The 26,162-nt window shown below is 39.0% G+C and carries 25 protein-coding genes and 1 other annotated feature; of the genes, 6 read left to right on the forward strand and 19 right to left on the reverse strand.

The features are described from left to right. Nucleotides 1-46 precede the first annotated feature (46 nt). The gene (gene hmpA / locus LC455_RS01865; protein WP_223587864.1) at nucleotides 47-1,261 is read right to left on the reverse strand and encodes an NO-inducible flavohemoprotein; all 1,215 of its coding nucleotides are present in this window, start codon (nucleotides 1,259-1,261) and stop codon (nucleotides 47-49) included. A gap of 227 nt (nucleotides 1,262-1,488) precedes the next feature. Here hmpA and LC455_RS01870 point away from each other — a divergent pair, with 227 nt between their 5' ends. Then, nucleotides 1,489-2,337 carry a DegV family protein gene (locus tag LC455_RS01870; RefSeq protein ID WP_223587865.1) on the forward strand — a complete coding sequence of 283 codons (849 nt, stop codon included), beginning with the start codon at nucleotides 1,489-1,491 and terminating at the stop codon, nucleotides 2,335-2,337. Between the two features lie 82 nt (nucleotides 2,338-2,419). Here the strand turns inward: LC455_RS01870 and LC455_RS01875 are convergent, their stop codons facing one another. Next, the gene (locus LC455_RS01875) at nucleotides 2,420-3,085 is read right to left on the reverse strand and encodes a vWA domain-containing protein (RefSeq protein ID WP_223587866.1); all 666 of its coding nucleotides are present in this window, start codon (nucleotides 3,083-3,085) and stop codon (nucleotides 2,420-2,422) included. Between the two features lie 170 nt (nucleotides 3,086-3,255). On the opposite strand from LC455_RS01875, the gene LC455_RS01880 reads away from it, so the two are divergent. Further along, on the forward strand, nucleotides 3,256-3,849 hold the full coding sequence (locus LC455_RS01880) for a YdcF family protein (RefSeq protein ID WP_223587867.1): 594 nt from the start codon (nucleotides 3,256-3,258) through the stop codon (nucleotides 3,847-3,849). 34 nt (nucleotides 3,850-3,883) lie between these two features. Here the strand turns inward: LC455_RS01880 and LC455_RS01885 are convergent, their stop codons facing one another. Both LC455_RS01885 and proS read right to left on the reverse strand, forming a co-directional pair. Next, complete coding sequence (locus LC455_RS01885) at nucleotides 3,884-4,444, reverse strand: GNAT family N-acetyltransferase (RefSeq protein ID WP_223587868.1); 561 nt, start codon at nucleotides 4,442-4,444, stop codon at nucleotides 3,884-3,886. 438 nt (nucleotides 4,445-4,882) lie between these two features. After that, on the reverse strand, nucleotides 4,883-6,313 hold the full coding sequence (gene proS, locus LC455_RS01890; RefSeq protein ID WP_223587869.1) for a proline--tRNA ligase: 1,431 nt from the start codon (nucleotides 6,311-6,313) through the stop codon (nucleotides 4,883-4,885). A 219-nt stretch (nucleotides 6,314-6,532) separates the two neighbouring features. Further along, nucleotides 6,533-6,748 (reverse strand) — a binding site (T-box leader). 146 nt (nucleotides 6,749-6,894) lie between these two features. Here proS and LC455_RS01895 point away from each other — a divergent pair. Then, nucleotides 6,895-7,035: a hypothetical protein gene (locus LC455_RS01895; protein WP_223587870.1), complete on the forward strand. Its 141-nt coding sequence runs from the start codon at nucleotides 6,895-6,897 to the stop codon at nucleotides 7,033-7,035. A 109-nt stretch (nucleotides 7,036-7,144) separates the two neighbouring features. Further along, nucleotides 7,145-8,032, forward strand: a complete 888-nt coding sequence (locus LC455_RS01900) for a cupredoxin domain-containing protein (RefSeq protein WP_223587871.1) — start codon at nucleotides 7,145-7,147, stop codon at nucleotides 8,030-8,032. 44 nt (nucleotides 8,033-8,076) lie between these two features. Here the strand turns inward: LC455_RS01900 and LC455_RS01905 are convergent, their stop codons facing one another. The 7 genes from LC455_RS01905 to LC455_RS01935 form a co-directional block, all read right to left on the reverse strand. Further along, on the reverse strand, nucleotides 8,077-8,667 hold the full coding sequence (locus LC455_RS01905) for a PepSY-associated TM helix domain-containing protein (RefSeq protein ID WP_317851389.1): 591 nt from the start codon (nucleotides 8,665-8,667) through the stop codon (nucleotides 8,077-8,079). Between the two features lie 47 nt (nucleotides 8,668-8,714). Next, entirely contained in the window at nucleotides 8,715-9,983 is a 1,269-nt protein-coding gene (locus LC455_RS01910; RefSeq protein WP_223587872.1) for a sensor histidine kinase, read from the reverse strand. A 9-nt stretch (nucleotides 9,984-9,992) separates the two neighbouring features. Further along, nucleotides 9,993-10,664 (reverse strand): response regulator transcription factor, encoded by a 672-nt coding sequence (locus LC455_RS01915; RefSeq protein WP_223587873.1) that lies wholly within the window; start codon nucleotides 10,662-10,664, stop codon nucleotides 9,993-9,995. A gap of 94 nt (nucleotides 10,665-10,758) precedes the next feature. Beyond that, entirely contained in the window at nucleotides 10,759-11,925 is a 1,167-nt protein-coding gene (locus LC455_RS01920; protein ID WP_223587874.1) for an ABC transporter permease, read from the reverse strand. Further along, nucleotides 11,903-12,613 (reverse strand): ABC transporter ATP-binding protein, encoded by a 711-nt coding sequence (locus LC455_RS01925; RefSeq protein WP_317851390.1) that lies wholly within the window; start codon nucleotides 12,611-12,613, stop codon nucleotides 11,903-11,905. Before LC455_RS01925 ends, LC455_RS01920 begins: the two co-directional genes overlap by 23 nt. Continuing rightward, complete coding sequence (locus tag LC455_RS01930) at nucleotides 12,613-13,590, reverse strand: efflux RND transporter periplasmic adaptor subunit (RefSeq protein ID WP_223587875.1); 978 nt, start codon at nucleotides 13,588-13,590, stop codon at nucleotides 12,613-12,615. The genes LC455_RS01925 and LC455_RS01930 overlap by 1 nt, the downstream gene beginning before the upstream one ends. Nucleotides 13,591-13,716: 126 nt before the next feature. Further along, complete coding sequence (locus LC455_RS01935) at nucleotides 13,717-14,271, reverse strand: GNAT family N-acetyltransferase (RefSeq protein ID WP_223587876.1); 555 nt, start codon at nucleotides 14,269-14,271, stop codon at nucleotides 13,717-13,719. 142 nt (nucleotides 14,272-14,413) lie between these two features. Here LC455_RS01935 and LC455_RS31630 point away from each other — a divergent pair, with 142 nt between their 5' ends. Further along, nucleotides 14,414-15,892, forward strand: a complete 1,479-nt coding sequence (locus tag LC455_RS31630; protein ID WP_317851391.1) for a TerD family protein — start codon at nucleotides 14,414-14,416, stop codon at nucleotides 15,890-15,892. A 49-nt stretch (nucleotides 15,893-15,941) separates the two neighbouring features. Here the strand turns inward: LC455_RS31630 and selB are convergent, their stop codons facing one another. The 5 genes from selB to LC455_RS01970 all read right to left on the reverse strand — a co-directional run bounded on the left by selB (nucleotide 15,942) and on the right by LC455_RS01970 (nucleotide 20,746). Next, nucleotides 15,942-17,798, reverse strand: coding sequence for a selenocysteine-specific translation elongation factor (gene selB / locus LC455_RS01950; RefSeq protein WP_440446377.1), 1,857 nt, complete (start codon nucleotides 17,796-17,798; stop codon nucleotides 15,942-15,944). A 98-nt stretch (nucleotides 17,799-17,896) separates the two neighbouring features. Further along, on the reverse strand, nucleotides 17,897-18,703 hold the full coding sequence (coaW, locus tag LC455_RS01955; RefSeq protein ID WP_223587878.1) for a type II pantothenate kinase: 807 nt from the start codon (nucleotides 18,701-18,703) through the stop codon (nucleotides 17,897-17,899). Next, nucleotides 18,678-19,196: a hypothetical protein gene (locus LC455_RS01960; protein WP_223587879.1), complete on the reverse strand. Its 519-nt coding sequence runs from the start codon at nucleotides 19,194-19,196 to the stop codon at nucleotides 18,678-18,680. The genes coaW and LC455_RS01960 overlap by 26 nt, the downstream gene beginning before the upstream one ends. 618 nt (nucleotides 19,197-19,814) lie before the next feature. Beyond that, nucleotides 19,815-20,285 carry a hypothetical protein gene (locus LC455_RS01965; protein ID WP_223587880.1) on the reverse strand — a complete coding sequence of 157 codons (471 nt, stop codon included), beginning with the start codon at nucleotides 20,283-20,285 and terminating at the stop codon, nucleotides 19,815-19,817. Then, nucleotides 20,285-20,746, reverse strand: coding sequence for a GNAT family N-acetyltransferase (locus LC455_RS01970; RefSeq protein WP_223587881.1), 462 nt, complete (start codon nucleotides 20,744-20,746; stop codon nucleotides 20,285-20,287). The genes LC455_RS01965 and LC455_RS01970 overlap by 1 nt, the downstream gene beginning before the upstream one ends. 157 nt (nucleotides 20,747-20,903) lie before the next feature. On the opposite strand from LC455_RS01970, the gene LC455_RS01975 reads away from it, so the two are divergent. Then, nucleotides 20,904-21,221, forward strand: a complete 318-nt coding sequence (locus LC455_RS01975) for a putative quinol monooxygenase (RefSeq protein WP_223587882.1) — start codon at nucleotides 20,904-20,906, stop codon at nucleotides 21,219-21,221. Between the two features lie 77 nt (nucleotides 21,222-21,298). Here LC455_RS01975 and LC455_RS01980 read toward each other — a convergent pair whose 3' ends face one another. The 3 genes from LC455_RS01980 to LC455_RS01990 all read right to left on the reverse strand — a co-directional run bounded on the left by LC455_RS01980 (nucleotide 21,299) and on the right by LC455_RS01990 (nucleotide 25,943). Then, the gene (locus LC455_RS01980; RefSeq protein WP_223587883.1) at nucleotides 21,299-24,436 is read right to left on the reverse strand and encodes an AAA family ATPase; all 3,138 of its coding nucleotides are present in this window, start codon (nucleotides 24,434-24,436) and stop codon (nucleotides 21,299-21,301) included. Beyond that, nucleotides 24,433-25,578, reverse strand: a complete 1,146-nt coding sequence (locus tag LC455_RS01985) for an exonuclease SbcCD subunit D (protein WP_223587884.1) — start codon at nucleotides 25,576-25,578, stop codon at nucleotides 24,433-24,435. The genes LC455_RS01980 and LC455_RS01985 overlap by 4 nt, the downstream gene beginning before the upstream one ends. A 164-nt stretch (nucleotides 25,579-25,742) precedes the next feature. Continuing rightward, nucleotides 25,743-25,943: a cold-shock protein gene (locus LC455_RS01990; protein WP_026575162.1), complete on the reverse strand. Its 201-nt coding sequence runs from the start codon at nucleotides 25,941-25,943 to the stop codon at nucleotides 25,743-25,745. Between the last annotated feature and the right edge of the window lie 219 nt (nucleotides 25,944-26,162).

Consider the following 26,162-nt stretch of genomic DNA (forward strand, 5'->3'; position numbering starts at 1 on the left):
ATAAAAAAATGCCGGCTTCCTGGTTGGAAACCGGCATTTTACACTATTAATCTTCTAAATTGCCCTTTGGACCAAAGAATTCAAAGTGAATTCTTTCTTCATTTACTCCTAATTCTTTCAAAAAGCGATTAATTGCTTTCATAAAAGGTACTGGTCCGCAGAAATAAAAATCGGCATTTTCAATAGAGACTTTTTCTTGCAGCCATTCACTTGTCACATAACCTTCTACATCGAAACGATTGTTCTTGCGGTCTTCCTCTGTTGGTGAATCATAGAAGAAATAGGATGATACATTTTCCAGTTGAGATAATTCCTCTACTTCATCCCTAAGAGCATGAACATTTCCATTGGCAGCGGCATGTACAAAGGTAACCTTTCGTTCCGGCTGCACTTCCACAACCGTTTTTAACATGCTCATCATTGGTGTTAACCCAACGCCGCCACTTAATAGAACCAATGGTGTTGATTTTTCTGTATCAAGGACAAAATCTCCTGCTGGAGCACTTACCTTCAAAATATCTCCTTCATTCACTTGAGCATGAAGGTAATTGGAGACCATACCATCAGGACATTGTACTCCTGATTCACGCTTAACACTGATTCGGTAATAATCTTTACCAGGTACATCAGAGAGACTGTATTGACGAATATGGGTATATTCCTCTCCCTCGATCTCTAGCTTGATACTGATATACTGACCTGGAATAAAGTCCGCGATTTCCTTTTGATCCTTAGGCTTAAGGTAAAAGGACGTAATGACATCACTTTCAACTACTTTCCTATCAACGACAAAATTTCGGAAGCCATCCCATCCGCCTTTTTGGCTTTCAGCTTCATCATACATTTCTGCTTCAATACTAATAAAGGCATCTGCGATGACACCATAGGCTTGAGCCCAGGCGTCAATAATTTCATCTGTTGCTGCATCGCCTAAAACCTCCTTAATTGCAAGCAGCAGATGTTTTCCGACGATTGGATATTGTTCAGGTTTAATCCCAAGGCTTCGATGCTTATGGGCAATTTGTTTTACAACAGGAATAATGGCTTCAAGATTATCAATATACATGGCAGCGGCATATACCGTTCCGGCAAGAGCTTTTTGCTGCCTGCCCTGTTTTTGGTTTGCATGATTAAAAACATTTAAAAGTTCTGGGTGATTCCCGAACATTAGCTGATAAAAGCGCGTTGTAATCTTTTCTCCATGTTGTTCTAAAACGGGTACGGTTGATTTAATAATATCAATTGTTTTTTGGTTTAGCATTTTAAACACTCCTTACTTGTTTTCCCTATTTCCAAAGTGATTATATTGCTAAATTCACATCAATTAAGTGATTTAAATCACACTTTGCTATGATTCATTAATTTTTGCAAAACATTTCACAAATTGTTCACTTTTTAATATGACAAATGTAACTAGTGATAAATTTGCTATTTTTGTATTGTGAACCTAGTTAGAAAAAGGATTTTATAAAGGCAGGATAGGAAAATATGAAGAAAGCAAAAATTGCTTGGATCACCGATACGACTTCTTCTCTAAGTAAAGAATTCATTCAACAGCACCATGTACATGTGATTCCCTTGCACGTTGTAATTAATGATGAATTTTATAAGGAAACAATTGATATTTCCGAACAGGAATTTTATGATCGAATGAAAACCGAAGATGGGAAGTTTCAGTCCTCCCAGCCTTCCATTAATGATTTTGTAGAACTTTATCGTCAATTAAAAGAAGACTATGACTTTGGAATTGCTATCCACGCTTCGAGTCTTTTAACTGGTACCTATCTATACTCTGTCATGGCAGCTGGCCTGGAAGATTTTAAATTGTTTGCGATTGACTCACAAACTGGGTCTTATCCGTTATCTTTTTTAATTAAACGCGGAATTGAACTGGTGGAGCAGGGGCTGGAAATTCATGATGTAGTTGCTGCTTTAAATGATTATCGTGAGGACACACGATTATATTTAGTGCCCTCCAATTTAGATCAGCTTCACAAAAGCGGCCGTGTGTCAGGCAGCCAAAAACTATTAGCGTCCCTTTTTAATATCAAGCCGATCTTATCAATCGAAGAAGGAGCTGCAAAAATTAAAGATAAAGTCCGTACCGATAAAAAATCACAAATGTGGCTTGTTAATAAATTAAAGGAAGACCTCGAATCTAAAAAGGTTCAAAAAGTAGCCATCGTCCATGCCAATGACTTGGATAAGGCAATCCGGCTTGAAAAATTAGTAAACGACTCATTCCCAGGGATTGAAACAGAAAATTTAATGCTAATAACCGTTGCGGGAGTACATACGGGGGTTGGGACACTTGGACTTTCGTGGGTATGTGAATAAAAAGACTCTTTATTAAGATGCATTCATGAGGACAGAACCCCTGTTTATAAAGTAACTCTGTCCTCATAAAATTATCGTAAAGTTATAATATCCGTTTAGTTTTTGCTTCTTCTAACCAAGAAGGAAATTCATTTAAAAGCTGGTTATACAATTCTTCATCCGTTGTTCTTTCGATATCTTTAATATGGAAAAAGTTCGCATTATCGACAAAGCGTCCTTCCATCGAGTCTAATTTTTCGAGCACTTCAAAATTGGAATCTCCTATGCCAACAAATTGCCAGAAGATGGGTTTATTCGAAGATTCGACCACAGGTTTCTTAATCGTTCTTTTGCAGCCGCCATCATTAATAAAAACAATAAATGCTGGTTCTTTAGATGGGGATTCAATGGTGTATTTCTCAATAACGTCCTCCATAACAGGAGGCTCATCATTTCTCCCAAATTTATGAATCAAATCGTTATTTAAAATATACTCTTCAACATAATTGACAAAATCACTCTCAGTGACTGATTTTAAACGAGAAAATTCATTGTCATACACCCAAACATCCAGTGTGCCATCATCATCGAATTGGCTGGCAACTGCCAAAATCCGCTCAACCACCTTCTGAACAGTACCATTTTTGTATAACCCTCTCATTGAGCCAGAAATATCCAACACTAAACCAACTCGAGCCACAACATTTGTCAGTTTCTTCTTTTCTAAAACAATACCCGCTTTTTTCTTAAGCAAACTAATTGTTGACATTTTAATTCCCTCCTAATATGTATGGTTGGAGTCCTAACATTGATAAAAGATTCTTCTATTATTATACTCTATTTGAAAAATATGTTAGTAATTTCAACCAATACTAAATTATTATTTTGTATAATATGATAGATTGTTATATAAAAATTTACTGAAATGGATTTGAAATCATGAAGAATAAGAAAAAAGTATTTCAGTTGCTGAGGCTATGTATGGCTCTAGGGCTGATCTATTTCGTCTTTTTACAAGTTAAGATTAGTCAATATAGTGATGTGGAAGCACCCAAGAATGCAGATTATTTGATTGTCTTGGGGGCAAGGGTGAAAGGAACAGTCCCTTCACTAGCCTTTGCCAGCAGAATAGAATCAGCAGCGAAATATTTAACGGAAAATGAAAATACAATCGTCATTGCCTCTGGGGGAAAAGGACCTGGGGAAGATATATCCGAAGCAGAATCCATCAAGAGAGAGCTTATTAACAAAGGAATTAGCGAGAATCGTATTATCCTAGAAGATCAATCAACTGATACATATGAAAATATTCGTTTCTCAAAAATGCTGATTCCAAAGGATGCTAAGGTTGGAATCATCGTTACAAATAATTTTCATTTATATCGGGCCATTTCAATTGCACGTGACAATGATTTGGAAGTGAAGGGCATACCTGCGAAGACTCCTTTGATAGCTGTACCGAAATCCTATACTCGTGAATATTTAGCGATTACGAAGTTTTATTTTAAGAGATATATTCTAGATAGTATATAAGAGTACCAATTTTGGTACTCTCTTTTTAATTGGTTTATACGGTTTTTGCAAATATGCAAGTGTCTCTTAGTTCATTACCATCTGCTGAAAAAGCATCATTTTTTAAAATGCCTTCTAAATTGAAGCCCAGCCGTTCAGGGATGGCTTTACTTCTTACATTTTTTGAATCGCAGCGAATCTCAACTCTTCTTGCTTTCAATTCAGTAAAAGCAAAATTTGTAATTGCTTCTACCGCCTCCGTAATGTACCCTTTCCCACTATAACGCGAATCAATCCAATAACCAATCTCAAATTTTGGGACATCCCAGTTAATTCTATGTAAACCAGAAGATCCAATGAATTTACCAGTCTCTTTATCATATAGGTGCAGCCTTAAATCTTCGCGAGTTAAAAACTTGGCGTGTGCATCACGCATGTTTGCTTCAACGTCAAGCTTAGTCTGCTCCCGATGGGCCCATGGCATCCATGGCTTCAGTTCTTCTATTGAAGCCTGCATAGCTTCGTAAACGGCTTGTCCGTCGCCTGGCATTGGTTTGCGGATCAGCAGCCGCTCTGAGTAAAATTCTTCTAGAAAGTCTTTTAGTATAGGTTTCATCTTTTTTGTCCCCCTTCTGACATATTAAAATTCGCTACTCATGACGTGATTCCTTTTTTTATTTAATTACTATGTTTTTTGTAATTATTTCCCATTAAATGTCTAAAAGTTCGTAAAATTGGTAGTAAGTGTCCGAAATTACGTTGTAGGTTTCAAAAAAATATGTAATAAGTATAGATAGGTTGCATTAATTTCCAATTAATTTCCACCTAATGTCGTTAATTTCGTAAAATTGGTTGTAAATCTCCGAAAATATGTCGTAAGTTTCATAAAATATGAAATAAGTATAGGAAGGTAGTATAAATTTCCAATTAAATTCCAGAAAAAGTCGTTAATTTCGTAAAATTGGTTGTAAATCTCCGAAAATATGTCGTAAGTGCTAAAAAATATGTAATAAAAGACCCTTCCGAATCGGAAGAGCCTCCAAAAATATAATTTTTAATATGCTTTTGCCCAATAAACCATCTTATCTGCTTCTTTTCCGCAGCAAACACAGTTTTCAGACAGTTTTTCCTGCTCGAATGGGATACAACGAGATGTCGCCGTCGTGTCTTCTTTAATTTTTTCCTCGCAGGCTAACTCGCCGCACCACATTGCTTTGATAAAGCCTGGTTTTGCTTCCAGTGATTCCTTTAATTCAGGAAGTGTCAAGGCAACAGTGGTTCTATCTTCACGATGATTCAAGGCTTTGTTATATAAATTGCTTTGAATGTCATCCAATAATTCAACCAACTTTGTTTCTAATTGATCCAAAGGAACAATTACCTTTTCTAATGTATCCCGTCTTACTAAGACAACTTGCTTGTTCTCAATGTCCTTTGGTCCGACTTCAAGACGAACTGGAATTCCCTTCATTTCGTACTCATTGAATTTCCAGCCTGGCTTTTTGTCGCTGGCATCAATATCAACACGAGCAACAGTGCCAAGAGATTTTTTCAAATCATAAGCAAAATCAAGAACGCCTTCTTTATGCTGCGCAATTGGCACAATCATAACTTGAGTTGGTGCTGCTTTTGGCGGAATCACAAGGCCGCGGTCGTCGCCGTGAACCATAATTAGTGCTCCGATAATTCTTGTTGTAAAGCCCCATGATGTTTGGTGAACATATTGAAGCTTACCTTCTTTGTCCGTATATTGAATGCCGAATGCTTCAGCAAACCCTGTTCCAAAGTGATGGGAGGTTCCAGACTGTAATGCTTTTCCATCATGCATCAAGCTTTCAATTGTAAAAGTGGCTTTGGCTCCGGCAAATTTTTCTTTTTCGGTCTTTTGTCCTTTTACAACCGGAATCGCAAGAATTTCTTCACAAATTGCTGCATACACATTCAGCATTTTAATCGTTTCTTCCATCGCGTCCTCATCAGTCGCATGGGCCGTGTGGCCTTCCTGCCATAAGAACTCTAATGTCCGTAAGAATGGACGGGTTGTTTTTTCCCAGCGGACTACGTTAGCCCATTGGTTATATAGCTTTGGTAAATCTCTATAGGAATGAATGATATTTTTGTAATGCTCACAGAATAAAACCTCTGAAGTCGGACGGACAACTAATCTCTCTGCCAATTCTTCAGAACCGCCATGTGTTACCCACGCTACTTCAGGAGCAAAACCTTCAACATGATCCTTTTCTTTTTGAAGCAGGCTCTCTGGGATGAATAATGGCATATATACATTTTCATGCCCTGTTTCTTTAATGCGTCGGTCTAGTTCATTTTTAATATTATCCCATAAAGCATAACCGTATGGGCGGATAATCATTGAACCGCGGACGCTTGAATAATCAATTAAATCTGCTTTTGTGACAACATCTGTATACCATTGGGCGAAATCCTCGTCCATGCTGGTTACATCTTTTACAAATTCCTTTGCCATTTTTGACACCTCATTATAATATTTAATAAAAATTTTCGACTTTGAGAATAGTCTAGCTCCAGCGCCCAGCGGCTAGTGTCCTTCGCTCTTTTCCCTACGATAAGTCAACATCGAATCGCTGCCGCTCTTCGTGTTTCCTTTATCTCAGTCAAAGCGCTCCAGGCCATACGCCGCTAAACGTGCGCTTCCGCTTTTCAATAAAAAAAGGCCTTGATCCTAAAAAGGGACCAAGGCCTGGCGGTACCACCCTAAATTTATAAAGCGATTGCTTTAAACTCTTTGCATGATAACGGATTTTATCCGCATGTATCTTCAAAATTATCCGATACAGAACTCAGAGGCAGGTTCAAATGGGGATCTTAAGAAACCTCGCACCAATGGTTTCCTCTCTTTGTAAGACCGTTTCAATTTACTAGTCCTCGTCAATGTTTCAATAGTATTTTTTGAAAATTATATATGTCCCAAAACAAAAAGTCAAATCTTATTTTGGGATATTTTTCATTCGAAACCAAAATACTGCTTTCAACATACAGATAAATCGGTTAAAATGCAAATAATTAGGAAATAACGGGGTGATTTGCATGAAAAAAGAAGACAAGGATGAACTCGAGCAGGAAGAAGAAGAAAAAGAATTATTGCTTGAATTGATAAGAATGCAAAATGAAACCCTAAAACGAATTTATAAAAATGCTCTAGATAAAGAAAATCACTCAAAGCCTTAATATTCATAAAACGTTCAATTGCCCCTAACTCCAAGTCAGATTTTTGCATTTATAATATTCTTATGTTGTTTAATCTTAATAAACCCTAACGACATAAGAGGAGACTAATATGGACATTTTTTCGGTTATTTCAGCAGCTATTGTTATGATTTGCTCAGGGTATTCTATTTTTCTTGTTTACCGCAATAAAACCAAATTGGAAGGCACACAAGGTGTCATGATCAGTATGGTCATTGCGGTTATCACAGGCCTGCTTTCAGGGAGTATCATCGGCATCTTATCCGGGGAGACCTTCCTTGTCGTGGGAGTCAGTATGATAATTGGATTCGTTATTGGGTTCTTAGCCGGACATCCGATTGGATTATTGGCAATCTTAATGGGCTCGATTGCAGGTTTGATGGGTGGTATAAATGGCGCAATACTCGGAGTATTTCTTCAATTCATAAACCCTTCGATTTTATTAGGTATTTTAGTTGGTTTTTATATACTTATCATCGGTTTTGTCATTGTTTATATTTTTGTAGCGACAAATAGTAAATATTCGATAAATACCGAAGAGCTATCACCATATGCGATTATTGGTGCAGGAATTGTGCTTGTTTCCTTATTTTTATTTATGTATTCGAGCGATATGGTCAAAATACCAGGCCAAACAGAAACCGCTCAAGCTCAAACCCAAACTCAAACCACTCAGGAGACTGCAAATACAGAAGTGGATGTGACAAAGGAACAAACTCCAAAAGTAAAAATGCATGTAACCGAAAAGGGATATAGCCCTAACGTAATCAGGGTTAAAAAAGGAGTGCCTGTTGAACTGGAAATCAAAAATCCGCTTGAGAACAGTTGTTTATCCACTTTTATGATTCCAGATTTTAATATTAATAACGTTAACCTTAAAACCGGTACAACCAATCTTACCTTTACACCGGACAAATCAGGGGAATATACCTTTAGCTGCGGCATGCAAATGTTTAAAGGAACTATCATTGTAGAATAGAATTATGAAAAGCACACGGGGCAACCGTGTGCTTTTCACATTTATTAATCTACAAATACCTCAAAATTTTCTTCTTGGCGTTTTCTTCTTTTTCGATCGGCACTGAGAACTTTAAGTGATAAATAGATACCAGACCCCGTTAAAAAAATCATGGCAATTGCAGTAAGGTCGATCAACCATTTGATATTAGTATTGCCAATTCTCCCTTCATGTAGCCCCCTAATCGTGCTTACGATAGAGCCCTGGCCCATACCTTCACCTCGTGTTCTGAAAGCGAAGTTACCGGTATTCCCAAACCCTGGTGGTCCTTGGAATTGACCATTCGCTTGACCTGGCATTTGACTATTCGCTTGTCCTGAATTTTGACTCGTACCCTGGCCCCCTTGGTCTTGATTAAACTGGCCTTGATTAAATTGTCTTTGGTTGAATTGTCCTGGTTGGAAATTACCGCGGCCGCCTTCAACTTGGGCTTGGCCAATGAGCCAAGGTTCGTTCATCAGCAGTCCCGTGATGGACTCCATTAAGATTAGAACAGAAGCAATTAAGCCGATCCACAAATGTGCTCTTCTCATTTTTTTCATATGAAATTTTCTCCCTTCAAATACCATGCTGTATTTGGACAAATTGATAAGCATATTATGAAGGGGTTTCCTTAAGATTTTCTTAAAAAAAGAACCCAAATTTAATTTTTTTGGGTTCTTGGAAAAATGATTTCAATTGTCGTACCCTTTCCAAGGGTGCTTTGAACTTTTGTTTTTCCATGATGTTTCTCAATGATCCACTTGGCGATTGATAATCCAAGACCGGTTCCTTCAGCGGCTGTCCGAGCTTTATCACTTTGATAAAAACGGTCAAAGATTTTAGGTATATCTTGTTCAGGAATGCCGATTCCATTATCCTTTACCTCTAAGATAATCGAAGAATGGGTCTGCCTGCAGGAAAGCAGGATATCCCCGCCTTCGTTTGTGTATTTCATCGCATTATCTAACAAAATAACAATCAGCTGATGAATCCTTTCTTTGTCCGCATAAAATTTAACTGGTTCATTAGCTTCTAACCGAAGCGACTTTTCTTGGTACATCGCGATTTCTTCATAGTGTTGGAGGATTTCCTTTATAAGGGCATCCAGCTGAAACGAATCTTTCTTCATTTCGATTTGATCGGAGTCAGACCGTGCCAGCGTTAAAAGGTTAGCTACCAGCTTGGACATGCGTCTTGATTCCGTAGAAATCGCAGATACATCGAGTATTTTATCCTGTACGGTGGCGGAAGGACTTCGGAACAATAAATCCGTCTTTGCCTGGATAACAGCAAGAGGCGTCCTTAACTCATGTGATGCATCAGAAACAAACTCCTGCTGCTTCTGCCAGGCATTCTTTATCGGGACGAGCGCTCTTCCTGCTAAGAAATATCCCGATGCTAAAGCACAAATAATCCCTAGGCCGCATCCGATCAGCATTATGATCAAAAGCCTATCCAAGAGCTCTTTCTCTGAATTGACATTGCGGATGAATTGGACTGTTATTTTCCCAAATTGAGGATGATAGACCTTATAAGCCATATAACGGAATGAAAAATTCTCTACATCAACATCCTGTAAAGTTTTTAACTTTTTCGGGCGAATAAATTCTTCGTTATCTTGAAAAAGCTCAGATTCCCGGTTTTGTTCTGCTAAAAGATTGTTATTCGCATCCCAAATCAAGGTCATAATTCGCGGGTCTCTCCGAATGAATCTCGGTCCAGTCTCTTCTTCATCATGCTTAGCACTTAGCCCGGGCGGCCGTTGGTCTTGGTCTTCAATATGGTTCACGGATTCCAGTAATGATTGATTAACATCCTTATAAAGTCGATTTTCGGTATAAAAATAAATGATGCTCCCAAGGATGCTAATCAAAATGATAAAGACCAAGGAGTTTAACAGAGTAAGTCTAATATGTGTTTGACGAAACATGATATACTCCTATTCCTCGCTCAGCATATATCCTACGCCACGAATCGTTTTGATATCTGCATGATACCCAGATGGTTCTAGTTTTTTACGAAGATGGTGCATAAACACTTCGACTATTGCTATTGTCGTATCGGAATCAAAGCCCCAAACCCGGTCATAAATCTGTTCTTTTGTTAAAATCGCGCCTTTGTTTTGGATTAAATATTCCAATAGCTCATATTGCTTAGTAGTAAGCTTAATAGAATCACTATCGACTTGAATATCTCTTTCCTTCCCGAGCAGCTCAATTCCTCGATACTGAATCGTTTGATTGGTCGTTAAACTGCCGCTTCTTCTTAATAATGCCCGAATTCTTGCTTTTAGCTCAGCAGCCTGAAAAGGCTTTACTAAATAATCGTCACCGCCGAAGTCCAAACCTTTTACGCGATCCTCTAAGGAATCCCTGGCTGTCAAAAATAGGACAGGTATTTTGATGCCGTCCCTACGGATGGTTTGCAGTACTTCAAATCCGTCAATTTCCGGAATCATTACATCCAAGACAATCGCATCATGAATATTCTGCATCGCTAAGAACAATGCGTCTTCCCCATTGGATGCTTGATCCACTTCAAATTCATCCGATAAAAGCTCGACAATAGATTCTAATAATGAAAGATTGTCTTCTACAACTAATAACCGCATATAATCTCTCCAATTTTAATATAGGCTTATTTAATACGTTCATTATAAAGCAAACGGAGCGGACACAACATAGTCGAGTCCGCCCTAAACTTAATTATTCATAACGAAGGGCTTGAATCGGGTTTAATTTAGATGCTTTATTAGCAGGGAACACCCCGAATACCACACCAACAGCCAATGAGAATAAGAAGGATAAAAGCATAACGGATGATGTAAAGGAAACGGTTAAACTTAGAATGGAGGAAAGTATTTTCCCAATTCCGACTCCGGCGAGTATGCCGATTAGACCGCCAACACCGCTTAATACGACTGCTTCAATAAGGAATTGAAGAAGTACATCACGCCTTTTCGCTCCAATGGCTTTCCGAATCCCGATTTCCTTTGTACGTTCTGATACAGATACCAGCATGATATTCATTATGCCAATCCCGCCAACTAATAAGGAAATGCTGGCAATTCCGCCTAACATCATCGTCATTGTACTAGATACGGAGCTCATCGTATCCATGATATCCTGCTGGTTTGTCACACTATAGGAATCACTTTTACCTGGATACATTGAAGCCAATGCCATTTCTACTTCATTCATAACGAAATCCATTTGATCCTCGCTTTTTCCTTGTAAATAAACTTGATTAATTGATGTGCTTTTCACTAACCGCTGCCCTGTGCTTAGCGGGACAATCACGACATTATCACCACTTTGACCTAGTGAGCTTCCTTTAGACACGAGAACCCCTACAACTTTAAAGGATGTCCCTTCAATTTGAATATATTGACCTACTGGATTTTCCGCGCCAAAAAAGGTGGAGGCCGTTTCCGAGCCGATAACGGCAATTTTCTGTCTATATTCTATATCAAGGTCATTAATAAAACGGCCATTACTTACCTTAGTATCCCGAACTTTGGAATAATCAGCATTGGTCCCTGTTAACGTAACTTGTGAGGTGGTTCGATCCTTTTTCACGTTTACACGGCCGGAAACCACCGGGGATAATGCTTTGACTCCATTCAGTTTACTTAGCTCATTAATTTTATCTTCTGTTAGGGTTAAGTCCGTCCCAAAGGTATTAATTGTCAAAAGATTTGTCCCTAATTGATTAATTTGGCTGGTAACGTTTTTTGCCGAACCTTGGGCAATCGAGACGAGCACGATGACGGAGGAAACACCAATGATCATGCCGAGCATCGTTAATGCTGACCTTAGCTTGTTACTTTGAATGCTCCGCAATGCCATTTTAATAGATTGCAAAATTCCCAATGAGTTCACCCCCATTCTCCTGAAGCTGTCCGTCTTGAATGCTTACCATTCGCCTTGCTTCTTTGGCAATCGCTAAATCGTGGGTAATTAAAACAATCGTATGGCCTAACTCGTTTAATTCTTTCATTACCTGCAATATTTCTTTGCTGGTTTTACTGTCCAGCGCACCTGTCGGTTCATCAGCGAGAAGGATGGAAGGATTGCCAACAAGGGCTCTAGCAATCGCTACCCGCTGCTGCTGGCCGCCTGAAAGCTGTGTAGGTAAATGCCCTGCACGCTCTTTCAATCCAACCTTACTAAGTCCCGCTAACGCTCTCTCCCGACGCTCTTTTGCTGGAACACCGCTATATAACAAGGGCAGTTCCACATTTTCAAGGGCAGTTAATTTTGTTAATAAATTAAAATTTTGAAAAATAAATCCGATTTTTTGATTCCGAATCGTTGCTAACTGATTATCATTCATTTTTCCAATATCCTTACCATCAAGGAGATACTTACCGGCCTGTGGCCGGTCCAGGCATCCAATCATGTTCATTAAGGTTGATTTACCTGAACCTGAAGGGCCGATAATAGCTAAAAATTCTCCTTTTTGGATATCAAGAGATACATTATTTAGGGCATGAACTGTTTCACCACCGAGTTTATAGGTTTTCTTTAAGTTACTAATTTGAATAATCGGTCTTACCACTAGTTTCCGCTCCTTTCACCAAATTGCCTTTGTCCGGTTCCGCTGCGGTTAAAGCCGCCAGTGTTACCGAAACCGCCGAATCCGCCTCCAAAACCGCTGCCCTGCATCATTCTTTGGCTATTATTCCAGGTGCTTCCTGTCGCTAATTGCGGTAACTGAACGGTTTCTCCTGCCGTTACTCCATCTGTAATCTCCACATAATCTTCATTCGCTAATCCCGTTTTAACAGTTTTTTGCTCGGTCCCTGAATTTTGATTAGTTGTTTCTGATGATGCGACAATGACATATTTTTGATTATTGGACGTGTAAATGGCATCAAGTGGTACATAAAGGGCATTATCTTTACTTGCGGTTAAAATACTGGCTTCTGTACTCATTCCAACTTTGAGGTTGTCGGGTTTATCGATATGGATTGTTACATCAAAGGTAGAAACACCATTTGTTGATGTCCCTTCCTCGGCAATAGCTGTAACTTTTCCCGTGTACGTTTGGTCTGGAAAGGCATTGACTTTTAAACTAACTGTTTGGTCTTTTTTAATTTTTGGAATATCAAGTTCATCAATTTGAACGACGGATTGTAAATCTTTGTAGTTTGTTAAATGGGCAACAACTTGTCCGTTTGTCACACGTTCTCCTGCAGTAACAGACATGGTGGTGACAACACCATCAGCAGGCGCTGTAACAGGGTTACTTCCGTCAGTAAACGTAATAAGCTCGTCCCCTTTCTTTACCTCGTCACCTGCAGCGGCTAACACTTCATCTATTTCGTTGTTATCAATCGTTGATTTAATATCTTCACTCGTAACTGGCTGTATTGTTCCAGAACCACTAATCTTCACTTCTAATTTGCCTTGTTGGACAACAGCAGTCCTTACACTGGCTGAAGCCGTTTGTGTGCTATTTTTTGATGAATACCATTGGTAGCTAACAAATCCTACTACTAAAACACCCAAAGCAATATAGATCCATTTTTTCATTTTTGCCTGCTCCTTTTTAATCCAGGCCGCATGCCTGGAGATGAAATATTTTGGAATAAGCCTATTATTCAATTCAATTCTTAACTTTTCCTTAATGGAAATAATTGAAGCACGCTGATCCTTGAGTCAGCGTGCTTCTTTTCTTTTTAATGGATTAAAATATTCCGTATTTACTATTCCATAGTAGGCAAGGTCTTCGTATTCTCCCCATTTAAGGACATGCTGCTTTAAAGTGCCTTCATGCTTCATTCCAATTTTCTCCATAATTCTCCAGGAGCCTTGATTGTTCGTAAATGCTGCTGCAAAAATCCGATTTAGATGGAGTTCTTCTAAGCCAAGTTTAATAACTGCCTTTGCCGCCTCTGTTCCATATCCCCTTCGCCAATATTCCTTTCCAATCCAATAAGCCAGTTCCCCTCTTTCATGGTGAATATTGATCGAAAGGTTAATAATGCCTATTAACATACCATCCTCTTTTTTTGTGATGGCGAAAATAACAAGCTTTCCCTCTTTCTCAGCTTCATTCATCTTTAAAATAAACTGCTTCGCAGCTCCTTTTGGATAAGGATGCGGAATGGTCAATGTAGTTTTTGCTATTTCATAATCTCCAGCAAGTTCTTCTACCCGTTCTGCATCACTTAATAGTAACGGCCTCAGCAGCAATCGTTCCGTTTCAATCATTTTCTTTATCCCTTCCCTATTGCATCTTTTTACTCATTTTAGCATAATATTCCATTATGAAATGACGAAAACTTATTTTAAATGAAACTTTTCTAAAGCTAAACCGTACATATTATTAATTAACAAATTAGGAGTGAAAAGTGTGGGTGTTACGCTTAGTAAAGGCCAGAAGGTGGATTTGACTAAATCCCATCCCGGCCTTCAAAACGTTGTTGTCGGCCTGGGATGGAATATTAATAACCTGGGTTCTAATTTTGATTTGGATGCTTCGGCATTTTTATTAGGTGCCACTGGAAAGGTAAACAGCGATCAAGATTTTGTTTTTTATAACAATCCCTCTGGTGGAAATGGTTCCATCCTATATAGTGGAGATAATCGTATTGGATCCGGAGTAAGGGATGATGAACAAATCAAAATTGATTTAAATAGAGTTCCTGATCATATACACCGAATTGCATTCACAATTACGATTCATGATGCCCAAGTGAAACAGCAAAATTTCGGACAGGTATCCGATTCCTACGTGCGGATTTTTAATGAATTGACGAATGAGGAATTAATAAGATTTAACTTAGGAAAAGATTTCACAGTGGAAACTGCCATTGTCGCAGCAGAACTATACCGCCATAATGGAGAATGGAAATTTAATGCGATTGCGAGCGGATTTCAAGGCGGTTTAGCTGCATTATGCAGTAATTTTGGGATTACTGTTGACGATCCAGCCCCTTCCGCACCAATTCAGCCATCACCACAACAAAATTATCAACAAAGTCCGAGTACCCAAAAATCATATCAGCAAAATACAAGTAATCATAATCCATATCAGCAAAACCAAACTCAATATGATCCATATAGGCAAAGTCAAAATAACCAACATAGTTATCAGCAGCCCATTCATTTACAGCCCGAATCATCAAATCGGCAGCCTGCTTTTGGATATCCAGCGCAGAGCTATTCCACATCCTCACCTTCTCCAAATACATATGGCGGAGATGACATCATATGTCCGCGCTGTCACTCTTCGAATGTAAGGACTGGAAAGAAGGGCTTTGGTCTAGGCAAGGCAGCTGTTGGCGGTCTGATTCTTGGCCCTGTTGGCCTGCTCGGCGGTTTTATTGGGAAAAACCAATTAAAGTTTATTTGTAACAATTGTGGAAGCACCTGGTCCCCTTCCAATACGGATTATATGGAATGGGCCAATACGCAAAAGAGAAAAGCACAAGAATTATTTAATCGTTATAAAAGCCAGGATGTTTTGGAGGCAGTTGTAGCCGCCTGTGCATTGACAGCCATGGCGGATGGATACTTAGATGCTGCAGAAAGGCAAAAGATGCTAGATTTTGTTCACCAAAGTGAGGAATTAAGAGTTTTTGATACCAACAAAGTTATTCAGAAATTCAATATGTTCATTTCTAAAATGGAACATGATCGGATGATGGGTCGGGCTGAAGCCTTCCGTGCCTTAGGTAAAATAAGGCCGAAACCAGAAATCGCCCGATTAGTGGCCCGCTATTGTATTGCCATTGGATATGCTGATGGACAATTTGATCAAAATGAACAGCAGATGGTGGCTGACATTTGCCGCGAGCTGGGGTTAAATCCAGCTGAGTTTCTATCCTAAATGCACATAGCAAAAGCCTCGTTCCAGACTGGAATCGAGGCTTTTCTTTTTATACTTTCCAAACCCGTTTATTTTCTACCCGCTTTGTTAGTCCTTGTGCATCCAATCGTTCTAAAAATGGAATCATGTATTTGCGGGAAAGGTCAAGAACTTCCTTCGCTTCCCCTACATCAAACTCGGAGCTTGTTCGCGTTCGAAGCTTTTCCACTGAGGCAGCAAACACATCCCCATGATAAGCAAATTGTTCATCCAACGGAACAATTAAGGCTTCATCCTCCAGAAACCGCTTTAAATCAGATTCTAGATTTTCAGGAATACCCGCTGCTTTAAAATAATCTTTTACATAACGGACCTTTAATCCATCGTTTTTCATTTCCGTCAGCATATTTTCAGTCCTCTTTGCCCAGTTTTTCGTCACATGAGGAACAAAAGATGCTAATGAAACAAATTGTTCTCTTCGCTTAAATAGGCTATTAGTGATTCCATTTTCAATCACATAATCAAGCAGCGTCTTAGGAAATCTTTTTTGCATCGATTGTAGAAGTTCTGCTTTATTTAATCCCTGTTTCATCGAATGAGCTTGATGAAACTCCTGCAATCTATCAAAAATATCTTCTTCAATAGAATTGATTAGTAGTCGATGAGTGTATTCCTTTCCATTATATAAAACAAATTCTTCATCACCCAATTGATTGTTTAGGGCTTTTTCATCAAGTGCAGTCCGCTTTATCAGCTCAGAGAGCGGCAGGCTTTTCGCTTCAAATAAAGCAGCCGTAATCCGTTCTTTTGGAGAGCCAGCCTTTTTCTTTTCAAGTTCTTCAATTGTTTGATTCCCAAAACGATATTTTTGCCCTCTAGGGTCAATTACCCATCCGCCGCCAATTGTTTCCTGCGGGCTTGGTCTCCGTAAAATAAAACGGTCGCCCCGCTTTGTGAGAATTTCTTCTTCAAGTCTTAGCTGGCAAAGAATTTCTCCATTTTCTTCTTTAATTTCATTTCGGTCAAAGAAAACAATTCTTCCCATTACCTCTGTCGTACCAATATGGAGTTTAATTGGCATTCGCTGCTTAACCAAATGCTCGAGCTCATCAACAATTCGAATGGCGACATCAATAGTCTTCGTTACGATAAAATGCTCGGAAGAAACCAGCACATCCCCACGCTCCAGGTCTTCCTTAGAAACACCAGAGAGATTTATTGCGGCTCGCTGCCCTGCATAGGCTTTTTGTGCTGGATTATGATGGACTTGTATTTGACGGCTTCGAACCTCGATCCCTTTTGGCATGACGAGTAATGCTTGCCCTTCCTCGACTGTCCCTTCATATACCGTTCCACGGACAACGGTTCCCTGCCCCTTTACAGAGAACACCTGATCAATCGGAAGGCGAAAAGCTCCTTTTGCATCACGCATTTCTTGTTTCTTTAATGTCTGAATAATCAATTCTTTAATTTCATTGATTCCCTTATGGGAAAGGCTGTCAACGAGCACAAAGGGTGAATCCTCAAAAACGGTATCAGTAAGTTCTTCTAAAATATCATCCTTAACCAATTCAATAAATTCCTCATCAACCCGGTCGATTTTCGTAATCGCTACTAAGCCATTATTCACACCCAAAAATTTTAAAATATCAAGATGTTCCCGCGTTTGAGGCATGACTCCTTCATCTGCAGCAACGACCAGCACCACAAGGTCTATCCCAGCTACTCCAGCAATCATTTGCCTAATAAACCGTTCATGACCAGGAACGTCAATCACAGATATCTGAATTTCTTCATCTTCATATAATGGAGCAAATCCGAGTTCAATGGAGATTTGCCTTTCTTTTTCTTCTTTTAAACGGTCAGTATCGACATTGGTAAGCGCCTTTGTCAGGGACGTTTTCCCATGATCGATATGTCCTGCCATACCAATCGTAAAATATCGTTTTTCCAAGTTTGCCACCTACTTTATCGGTCTTCCCCTTTACTGTAGCTTTAAAAGGAACATTGTTCAAGAGAACTTTTTTAGACAAAATCATAAGCCCCAACAGCGCCACAATATTCCCCTTTATCTAAAAAAACTGCTTCTAGCTCAAATCTTTTCAAATAGTATTCTAGTGTTGATGTTAATGATTCATTTCCAATTAAGGTACTGCCAATAAGCACAACTATTTTAACCTGATGAATAGCGGCAGCTTGCAGCGTAAAGAGGGCAATTGTTTCTGCGATCATATTTGTAACAGCAGCCATTCGATCGGCATCTGAATGCTTTACCTTTAATCCCTTTGCAAAGTTAGCCGCCGTTAAATGCCCATCAATTGGCGGTTCGGCCGATTCATAAATATCTTTTACCAGCAGATCAATATTCTCTTTCTCACCTTTATTAGCAAGATTAATAAGATCCTGAAAATCTTCCTTTTTGGTTAATAGGGAGCCAAGACCGATAAAGGTACCTCCGCCAATTCCACTGCCGAGGATGCGCTCATACTTTTCCCCAGCTACTAAATGCCAGGATGTTCCCGTTCCAATGTTCACAATTAAAAAGTGTTGATTGCTTCTTTTCATTTCCTCCAACATTAAAATCCTTGCACCCTCGCAGGTAGCTTGAAACTCAGGAATAAGAACAGCATTATGTAAATAATTTTTTTGAATTAGGTGGGCCTTTCCTCCTGTTAAGCCGACACTTGCATTTGGAGCTGCTATTTTGAACCATAAAATAGCTTCATTTATTTGATTTATATTATACTTTTTATAATGCTTTTTATTATTTTCCTGATAAACGATTTTCACGAGTGACCCGCCCGCGTCAATCCCTGCTTTTTGATGTGGCAATCCTTTCACCCCCGTGGTTATATAGAAATCGATATAATAAAACTAAAATAGATTGGACAAACAAATAAATACAGATGGAGTAAATAATGTTATAGCCATCTTTGTACTTAAAAACGCCCATTTTATGATAGATCCATTCGATTCCAAGCGAAAAGGCAGTAAATATTGGGATAAATAACACTAGGTGCTGATCTCTTATTCGAAGTTTTTTATAGAGGAATAAAAAAATATAACCGGCAGGCGGATATAGGAAATATACCAGTATATCCATGACTGTATAGGCAGGTCCGTCCATAATATCGTATAAATCAAATGGAGTAGCACCGAAGGAATTATCAAAAATACCAGAAATGGTCAGGCTATATAAAAAGATAAGAACAGTGAATTGTTTAGAAAATATCTTAGGAAGAAAGTAATAGATGATCCATGAGAAAAATACCGCAGCAATTACAAAGTAATCATTTAAACCAAAGCCTTTTTCTGTCAACATCATCTCCTAAATCCACCTCCTTCCCGTCTAACCGCTTAAACCACTTCAAACCTATAATCATAAAATACAAATATAGAAGATAATACCCTAAAGTAAAAAAATGATTCCATTTCTTGAACCTGTACAGTTCAAAACTGAGGCTTACTTTATCGAGCCCCAAAATGAATAAACAATAAATGAATAGGTACATTAGCCTCCTATTGTTTGGGCAGTTAAAAAATAGAAGGGTGAAAAATGAGACAAACAAAGGTATAAACACGCTTCTAAAAAGGAGAAAGGAAATATACAATTTGGGATCTATTGTTGTTTTCATCCATTTAAATGTTTCAAATAAGCCTAAATAGGTATTAGAATTAATGAGGCAGCTTAGTAATACAAGAAAAGCCGCTTCCTTTTTCGTGCCCCAGCTTTTTTTACGATTAAAAATGAACAACCCCATCATAAACCAACTTATGACAAAATAAAAGGTAATAACCATGAAATCTCCTTAATTGAACATTTTCCTGACATCATTAATTCTATAATTTCCTTATTTTTAAAAAATACTTTAAGTTTTTTTCAATTGGGCAGTTGAAAACTTAAACGATGAAGGAGCCCAAACATTAAGGCTCCTTCATTGTTTTATTTTTTAGATTCTATCGTTTTCAAATCGTTTAACAGCATGGATTTTTCATTTTCGTTTTGAACTTGTTCGGCATATTCTTGTGCATTCTTTGAGTGTTCTATTGCTAAGTCGCGCTGATCTAAAAGGACATTCGCCCGACCTAATGCTTCGTATGCATACCCCACATAAAAGGGTTCTATCTTATTCTCTAAACTAACATCAAGGCAGCGCTCCGCATAGTATTGTGCTCTTTCCCCGTTGCCAACGGTTGCGTACACTCGTGAAAGCTGCCAATAACCAATTGATAGATTTTTAGGGGTATGGTCCTCCACTTGAGTCCAATGCCAAAAGGAGGAATGGGCAAGATGTACCATTTTCTCCTCTTCCTCTTTCGTTCTCTCTGAAAGATCAAGGATATCCCACGTTGCATTAAAATATTTTACGGCCAATTGTTTGTGTGTGAAAGTAGATGTTTCCTTAACTGTCATTATATTTCTTCCTTTCTTTTTTCGAAATGGCTAATAAATAATCCAGGTACAACCTCAATATCCCCCGTTAACTGAAACCCATTTTTAAGATAAAGATTCTTGGCAGGGCTGTTTTCTTTCCCGGTTGATACTTTAAATATCCCTAAGTCAGAATGATTTTTCTCAACATGTGTCAAAAGTTTTTGCGCAATGCCTTTTCGAAAATGGTTTGGATGGACAACCATTCGGCAAATCGTAACCTCTTTCCCATCAATAGTGTAAGAGATAGCCCCCGTCAACTCGCCATCTTCGAAATACCCAAAAAATGTTTCCCCACTCTCCTTTAGATCCTCCATGGACTCCTTTAAGGGCGGTATTTCGAAAAAATTGATTAACTCCGCCTCAACAAGATAGGAAGCTCTTTGAAGGTTAAACAGGTCTTTTAGTAAACAATCTTTTTGAAAGTTGATCTCTCTGATCATTGTGCGTTCTCCCTCTTTAATGTGAAATTCCTCTTTTACCTTTCTACATTTCTAGAAAAAATACCTCTCTTTTTAGATGTATTCATTTTTAGTGTTGATTTATTTATATTTTAAAATTGGGTATAGTTAATTAATCAGAATATAAGGAGGAGATTGCATGTCTGCGGTAGTTTTTATGGCCCTTTATCGGCCAAAACCTGGTAATGAGAAAGAATTGATGGAAGTCTTGAAAGTACATATCCCTACTTTACGTCAAGAAGAGCTAATTACAGACCGTGAGTTATTAACGCTTCAAGCTGAAGATGGTACCATTATCGAAATAGCTGAGTGGAAATCGACGGAAGCGATTGAAAAAGCACACCAAAATTCAAATGTTATGGCTGTTTGGAATAAAATCGGTGCACTTGCTGAATTGACTAGTCTTTCAACTCTTGCTGAAGCTCAGTACCCCTTCCCTAACTTTAAAGCCCTTTAAAATTCGGGACAAAGCGAAAATAATAAAAAAAGCAGTGCGATTTCACCGTACAAATTGAAATCCACTGCTTTTTAACTTTAGTTTGTAAACATAAATTCAGTCGTACTTCCTGTCTGTCCTGAAATAACTTCCAGTCTGACATCTATTCGTTCTTTTAATTCCGGGACATGAGAGATGATGCCTACCAGGCGCCCGCTGCTTTGGATATCCATTAATGCTTCAATTGCCTGATCAAGCGATTCAGGATCAAGTGTACCGAAGCCTTCATCAATAAACATCGTTTCGAGGGAGACGCCGCCTGCATAATTTTGAACAACATCAGCAAGACCTAACGCTAAGGATAAAGATGCCTTAAAGCTTTCACCACCGGATAAGGTTTTAACATGGCGTTCCTGTCCTGTATATTGGTCAAATACAAGCAATTCCAAGCCGCTTTGGGCATTTCCTTTTGAACGGTCTGTTTTCCTTAACAGCTGAAAGCGACCAGAAGTCATTTTCCTTAACCGTACATTGGCTTCACGAAGAATATCATCCAAGAAAGACGCTAGTACATACCGTTCAAAGGTAATCCGGAAATTATTCTGTCCTTTGGCAATCTCGGAAAGATGTCCGATCAGCTTGTACCGTTCTTCTAGCACTTTCATTTTTTCATTCAAACGTTCAACCTGGCCATAGATATCCTCATTATCCCGTTTTTTCACAAAAAGATCGGTGCGTTGATTTGTGAGATTTTCAATTTCATTGACAACCTTGGTTAGCTCGGACTTAATCCCTTCAACATCTGGTGCTTTCACATCAGCCAACAGTTCCGTTAACTCTCTCAAACGATCCGTTACTGAACGCAGCTCTTCACGATAATTACGGATTTCATTTTCAAGCCTGCGAATTTCATTTTCAACTAATTTCGAAGCATGGTACACACCGAAATTTTCAAATCCCTGTTCAGAGAGTCTATTTTTGAAGATTTCACGCTCTGCATTGAGCTCTTCCTGCTTTTCAACAAAGTGCTTCATTGCATTCTGTAATCTTGCCGTTTCAGCCGCAAGCTTTTCTTTTACTGTTTGCAAACGCTGCTGCGCGTCTTCCAGTAATTTCACCAAGTTTTCATAGCTTTTACGCGAAACAGCTAGTGCTTTCTCATATTCAGCCTCTGAACGAAGGTTCTCTGGAATAACATTCATCAATCTAGTCAGATTTGTTTTCTTTTCTGTAAATTGAATCGTTAATTCCGTTACCTCTCCAGCAAATTGCAGGATTTCTTTTTGTAATACTAGCTTTTGAGCTTCTCTTTTCTCTATCTCTGTCTTCACTTTCTCTAGTTGTTCAATTTGTAGCGATAATTCTCTTTGTGTAAGAATAAAACTATTTTTCACAGCGATAACTTCCGACTTAACTATTGAATATTCACTTTCTTTAAAATCGGACCGCTGTGTACGAATTTCCTGCAATATTTCATCCAAGGCTTCCTTTTGGACCTTCTCGGCAGATTGGCTTTGGTAAAGGGCAGCCTCATCGGCTGACTTTTCTTTTTCCAAATGGGCCGCTTGTTCTTTCGCAGCCTTCATATCCTGTTCCGTCGGAATGGTGTCATCATGCTTAAAGGCTGGTGCAGGATGGTGCTCAGAACCGCACACAGGACATGCCTCACCTATTTGAAGCCTTGCTGCTAAAAGTGATGCCTGGCCATGAAGCCATTTATTCTCCAACACTTCCACAATTGACTTAGCATCTGCTAATCTTGCAGCTGTATTTTCATACCGTCCCGTTGTATGTTTAAGATTTTGCACCGCATTTTGGTGGCGAATATGAAGTGTCTGATATTTTTCTAGACGTTCTAACTCGGCATCGAGCTTTTCTACCTGCCGCTCATTTTCTAGGAGGGTAAGCTTTCCCTTTTCGATTTCTGAACTTTGCTGCTGTAAAAATTTAAGCCGTTCATCTAATTGCTCCAGTGTTTGTTCAGAATGACGATGTTTGTCCTTAACGTTTTTTAATAATGCCTCCACTCTAGAAGCCTCTTTTACCATAGCGGCAAATGAATAAACATCCTCTTTCATATTCAAGAGTCGATTAACCCCGTCAAGCGCGGACTTACGCTCTCCTTCACGGTCCATCTCTTTTTGAAGCTGCCCTTCATATTGGGTAAGCAGCTCTTGTAATTTTTCAATATCGACTTTTATGGATTGGACATTTGCGCCAAGCTGGTCTTCTTCCTTTTTCAGGCGATGACATAGCGCTTCTTGCTCGGCTAAAACGGCCGCCTTTTGGGCCCTTTGAACCTGCTTTTCTTTTTCTGCAAACAATTCCTCTTGAGAAATCAGCGTGCCTCGCTGTTCCTTCAATTCCTCTTTCGTTTGCAATTGTTTTAGGATGGTTTCGGCTTCGAAAAGCTGATTTTTAAGCTTGTCCTGTTCTTGGGCCTTATTTCTCAATTGAAGGTCCAGCTGTTCGATCCTATCCCCTAAGCCTGCTATTTCTTTTTGCAGGAGCGGCATGATAATTGTATCGTTCACGCTGTCTGCTTCCAAAAATTCACGCAGCTCTTCATTTACAACAGCATGGATACGGCGAATTGCTTCATTCCTCGCTTGAACTTGATCTTCAACGGACCTTTTCAGCTCGGCAGCTTCATCCTTCAGTTTTTCTTCGACCATTTTATAAAACTGGGTATGGAATAGTCTTTGTAAAATGACTTCCTTATCCTTACTGTCAGACGTCAACAGCTTTCGGAATTCACCTTGGGGTATCATTAAGATTTGACGAAATTGATTCGCATCAATCAGCATAATTTCTTTAATTTTCTCTTCTACATCGGTGATTTTGGAAGCGAGCAGCTTTTTCTCACCCGACTCATCCAACATATAAAGCTCGGCTTTTGCACCAATTGAGGTAAAACCATTCCCTTTGTCTTTTTTCTTCTGCTGTTGAGGCGACCTGGTGATTGAATACACTTTGTTTCGAAGGGAAAAATCTAATGTGACCTCTGTTAATAGCTCGTCCTTGGCAAATTGACTTCTTAACTCAGGGCCGTTCCTGTCCTCCCCGCTCGCTTTGCCATAAATGGCATAACTAATAGCATCAAAGATCGTTGTTTTGCCAGCACCCGTTTTTCCAGAAATCACAAACATCGTCCGATTTCCCAGCTTGGAAAAGTCAATCGTCTCAGTACCTGCATAAGGGCCGAACGCCTGCATCGTCAGTTTTAATGGTCTCATTTCACCATTTCCCCCTTTAGTACTTTTTCAATAACTCCAACCATTGCATCCTTTTTATCCTGGGTAAATTCGGACGTGGTCATTTCCGTATAAAATTGCTCGAATAACTCAATCTCTGATTTTTTCTCACTTCTAATAGCATTGAAAGACTGCTTTTTCTTTAAATCAGTTACATCAATTTTCCGCTCAAGGTGCAAAACATTTGGAAATACCTGACGCAGTTTATTAATCGGATCAATTAAGGCCCCTTCATCAAGCAGGGTGATTTTTAAATAGTCATGGATTCGTTCTTTTTCATAAAAGTGCGGGTCAAGTAATTCTTCCAAATGTCCTTCTAGTTCCCGCATATCATGTTTTGGTGTGAGGGAGCGGTAACGATGAGTAAAGTTACCTTTATCATCCATTTCAATGATCGAAATAGATTTGTTCTGTTTGGCTTCGGAAAAAGAGTATTTTAAAAGGGATCCAGAATATTTCACTTTGTTGTGTTTAATCGCATCCGGACTGTGTAAGTGGCCGAGTGCAGTATATGAAAATGGTTCAAACAGTTCGGCACCGACGCATCCCGAGCCCCCAACGGACAAAATCCGTTCGGAATCTGAGGTTTGTCCTCCCAGCACAAAGGCATGACCGACCAAGACATTGGGTTCATTCGGAATTAGCGTTTCTTCCATTTTGCCAATCAGTGTTTTCATCGCATCCTGATGAGAATGGATGGAATCATCTCCTAAGAGCTGTCTTACAACACCCGGTTCGGCATAAGGCACAAGATAAAAGTTTACCCCGTTGATATGGACAGGCTTGAAGCTGTTTGATAACTTGCCAGATAAATAGAATTGGCTATGCTTGTACCACGAGCTGCCGAAAGAAAGTCTTTCAGCACTATCGTGATTTCCGGCAATGGCCACGACAGGTGTTTTTAATTCAACATTAATTTTAAAAAGAATTTCATCAAGTAACTCAACGGCATCGGTTGGTGGAACGGAACGATCATATAAATCGCCTGCGATGACAACGGCATCAGGCTTTTCCTCAGCGACAATTTCTATAAATTGTTCAAGTGCTTCCCGCTGATTTTCTGTCATATAAACACCATGGACCAGTTTGCCTAAATGCCAATCGGCTGTATGGATAAATTTCATTTGCTTCACCCCACTGCATTTTTTCTCAATGCTTCTATTATAGCAAAATACCATTCATTAAGGTCTTGGAAATGCTGGCAATATACTGGAATTAGGGATGATTTTTTTGTAAAATAAAAAACAGCCCGGCAATTTACCGGACTGTTATAATTGGTTTTTTTAAATTACTTTTTAGTTACGTTAGCAGCTTGTGGTCCACGAGCTCCTTCAACTACTTCGAAAGAAACTTCTTGACCTTCTTCTAAAGTTTTGAAACCTTCAGATTGGATTGCAGAATAGTGAACGAATACATCGTTTCCGTCTTCTGCTTCGATGAAACCGAAACCTTTTTCTGAATTAAACCATTTTACTTTACCGTTTTTCATGTAAAAAAATCCTCCTATTGGCTTAAATACAAGCCATGTGTAAAATTCACCAAATTACAACGTGATAGCTTTACTTCAGTTCCTCATCCAAACATCGGTTAAAACTTTGAACAAGCTTGTAACATAAATCTAATCTCGTGCAACGGCTGTTTAAAATATACCCCTTTTAGGCCTATATGTCAAGAAACGCACTATTGACATAAACCAACACGTTTCTAC

Source organism: Neobacillus bataviensis, assembly GCF_019969725.1.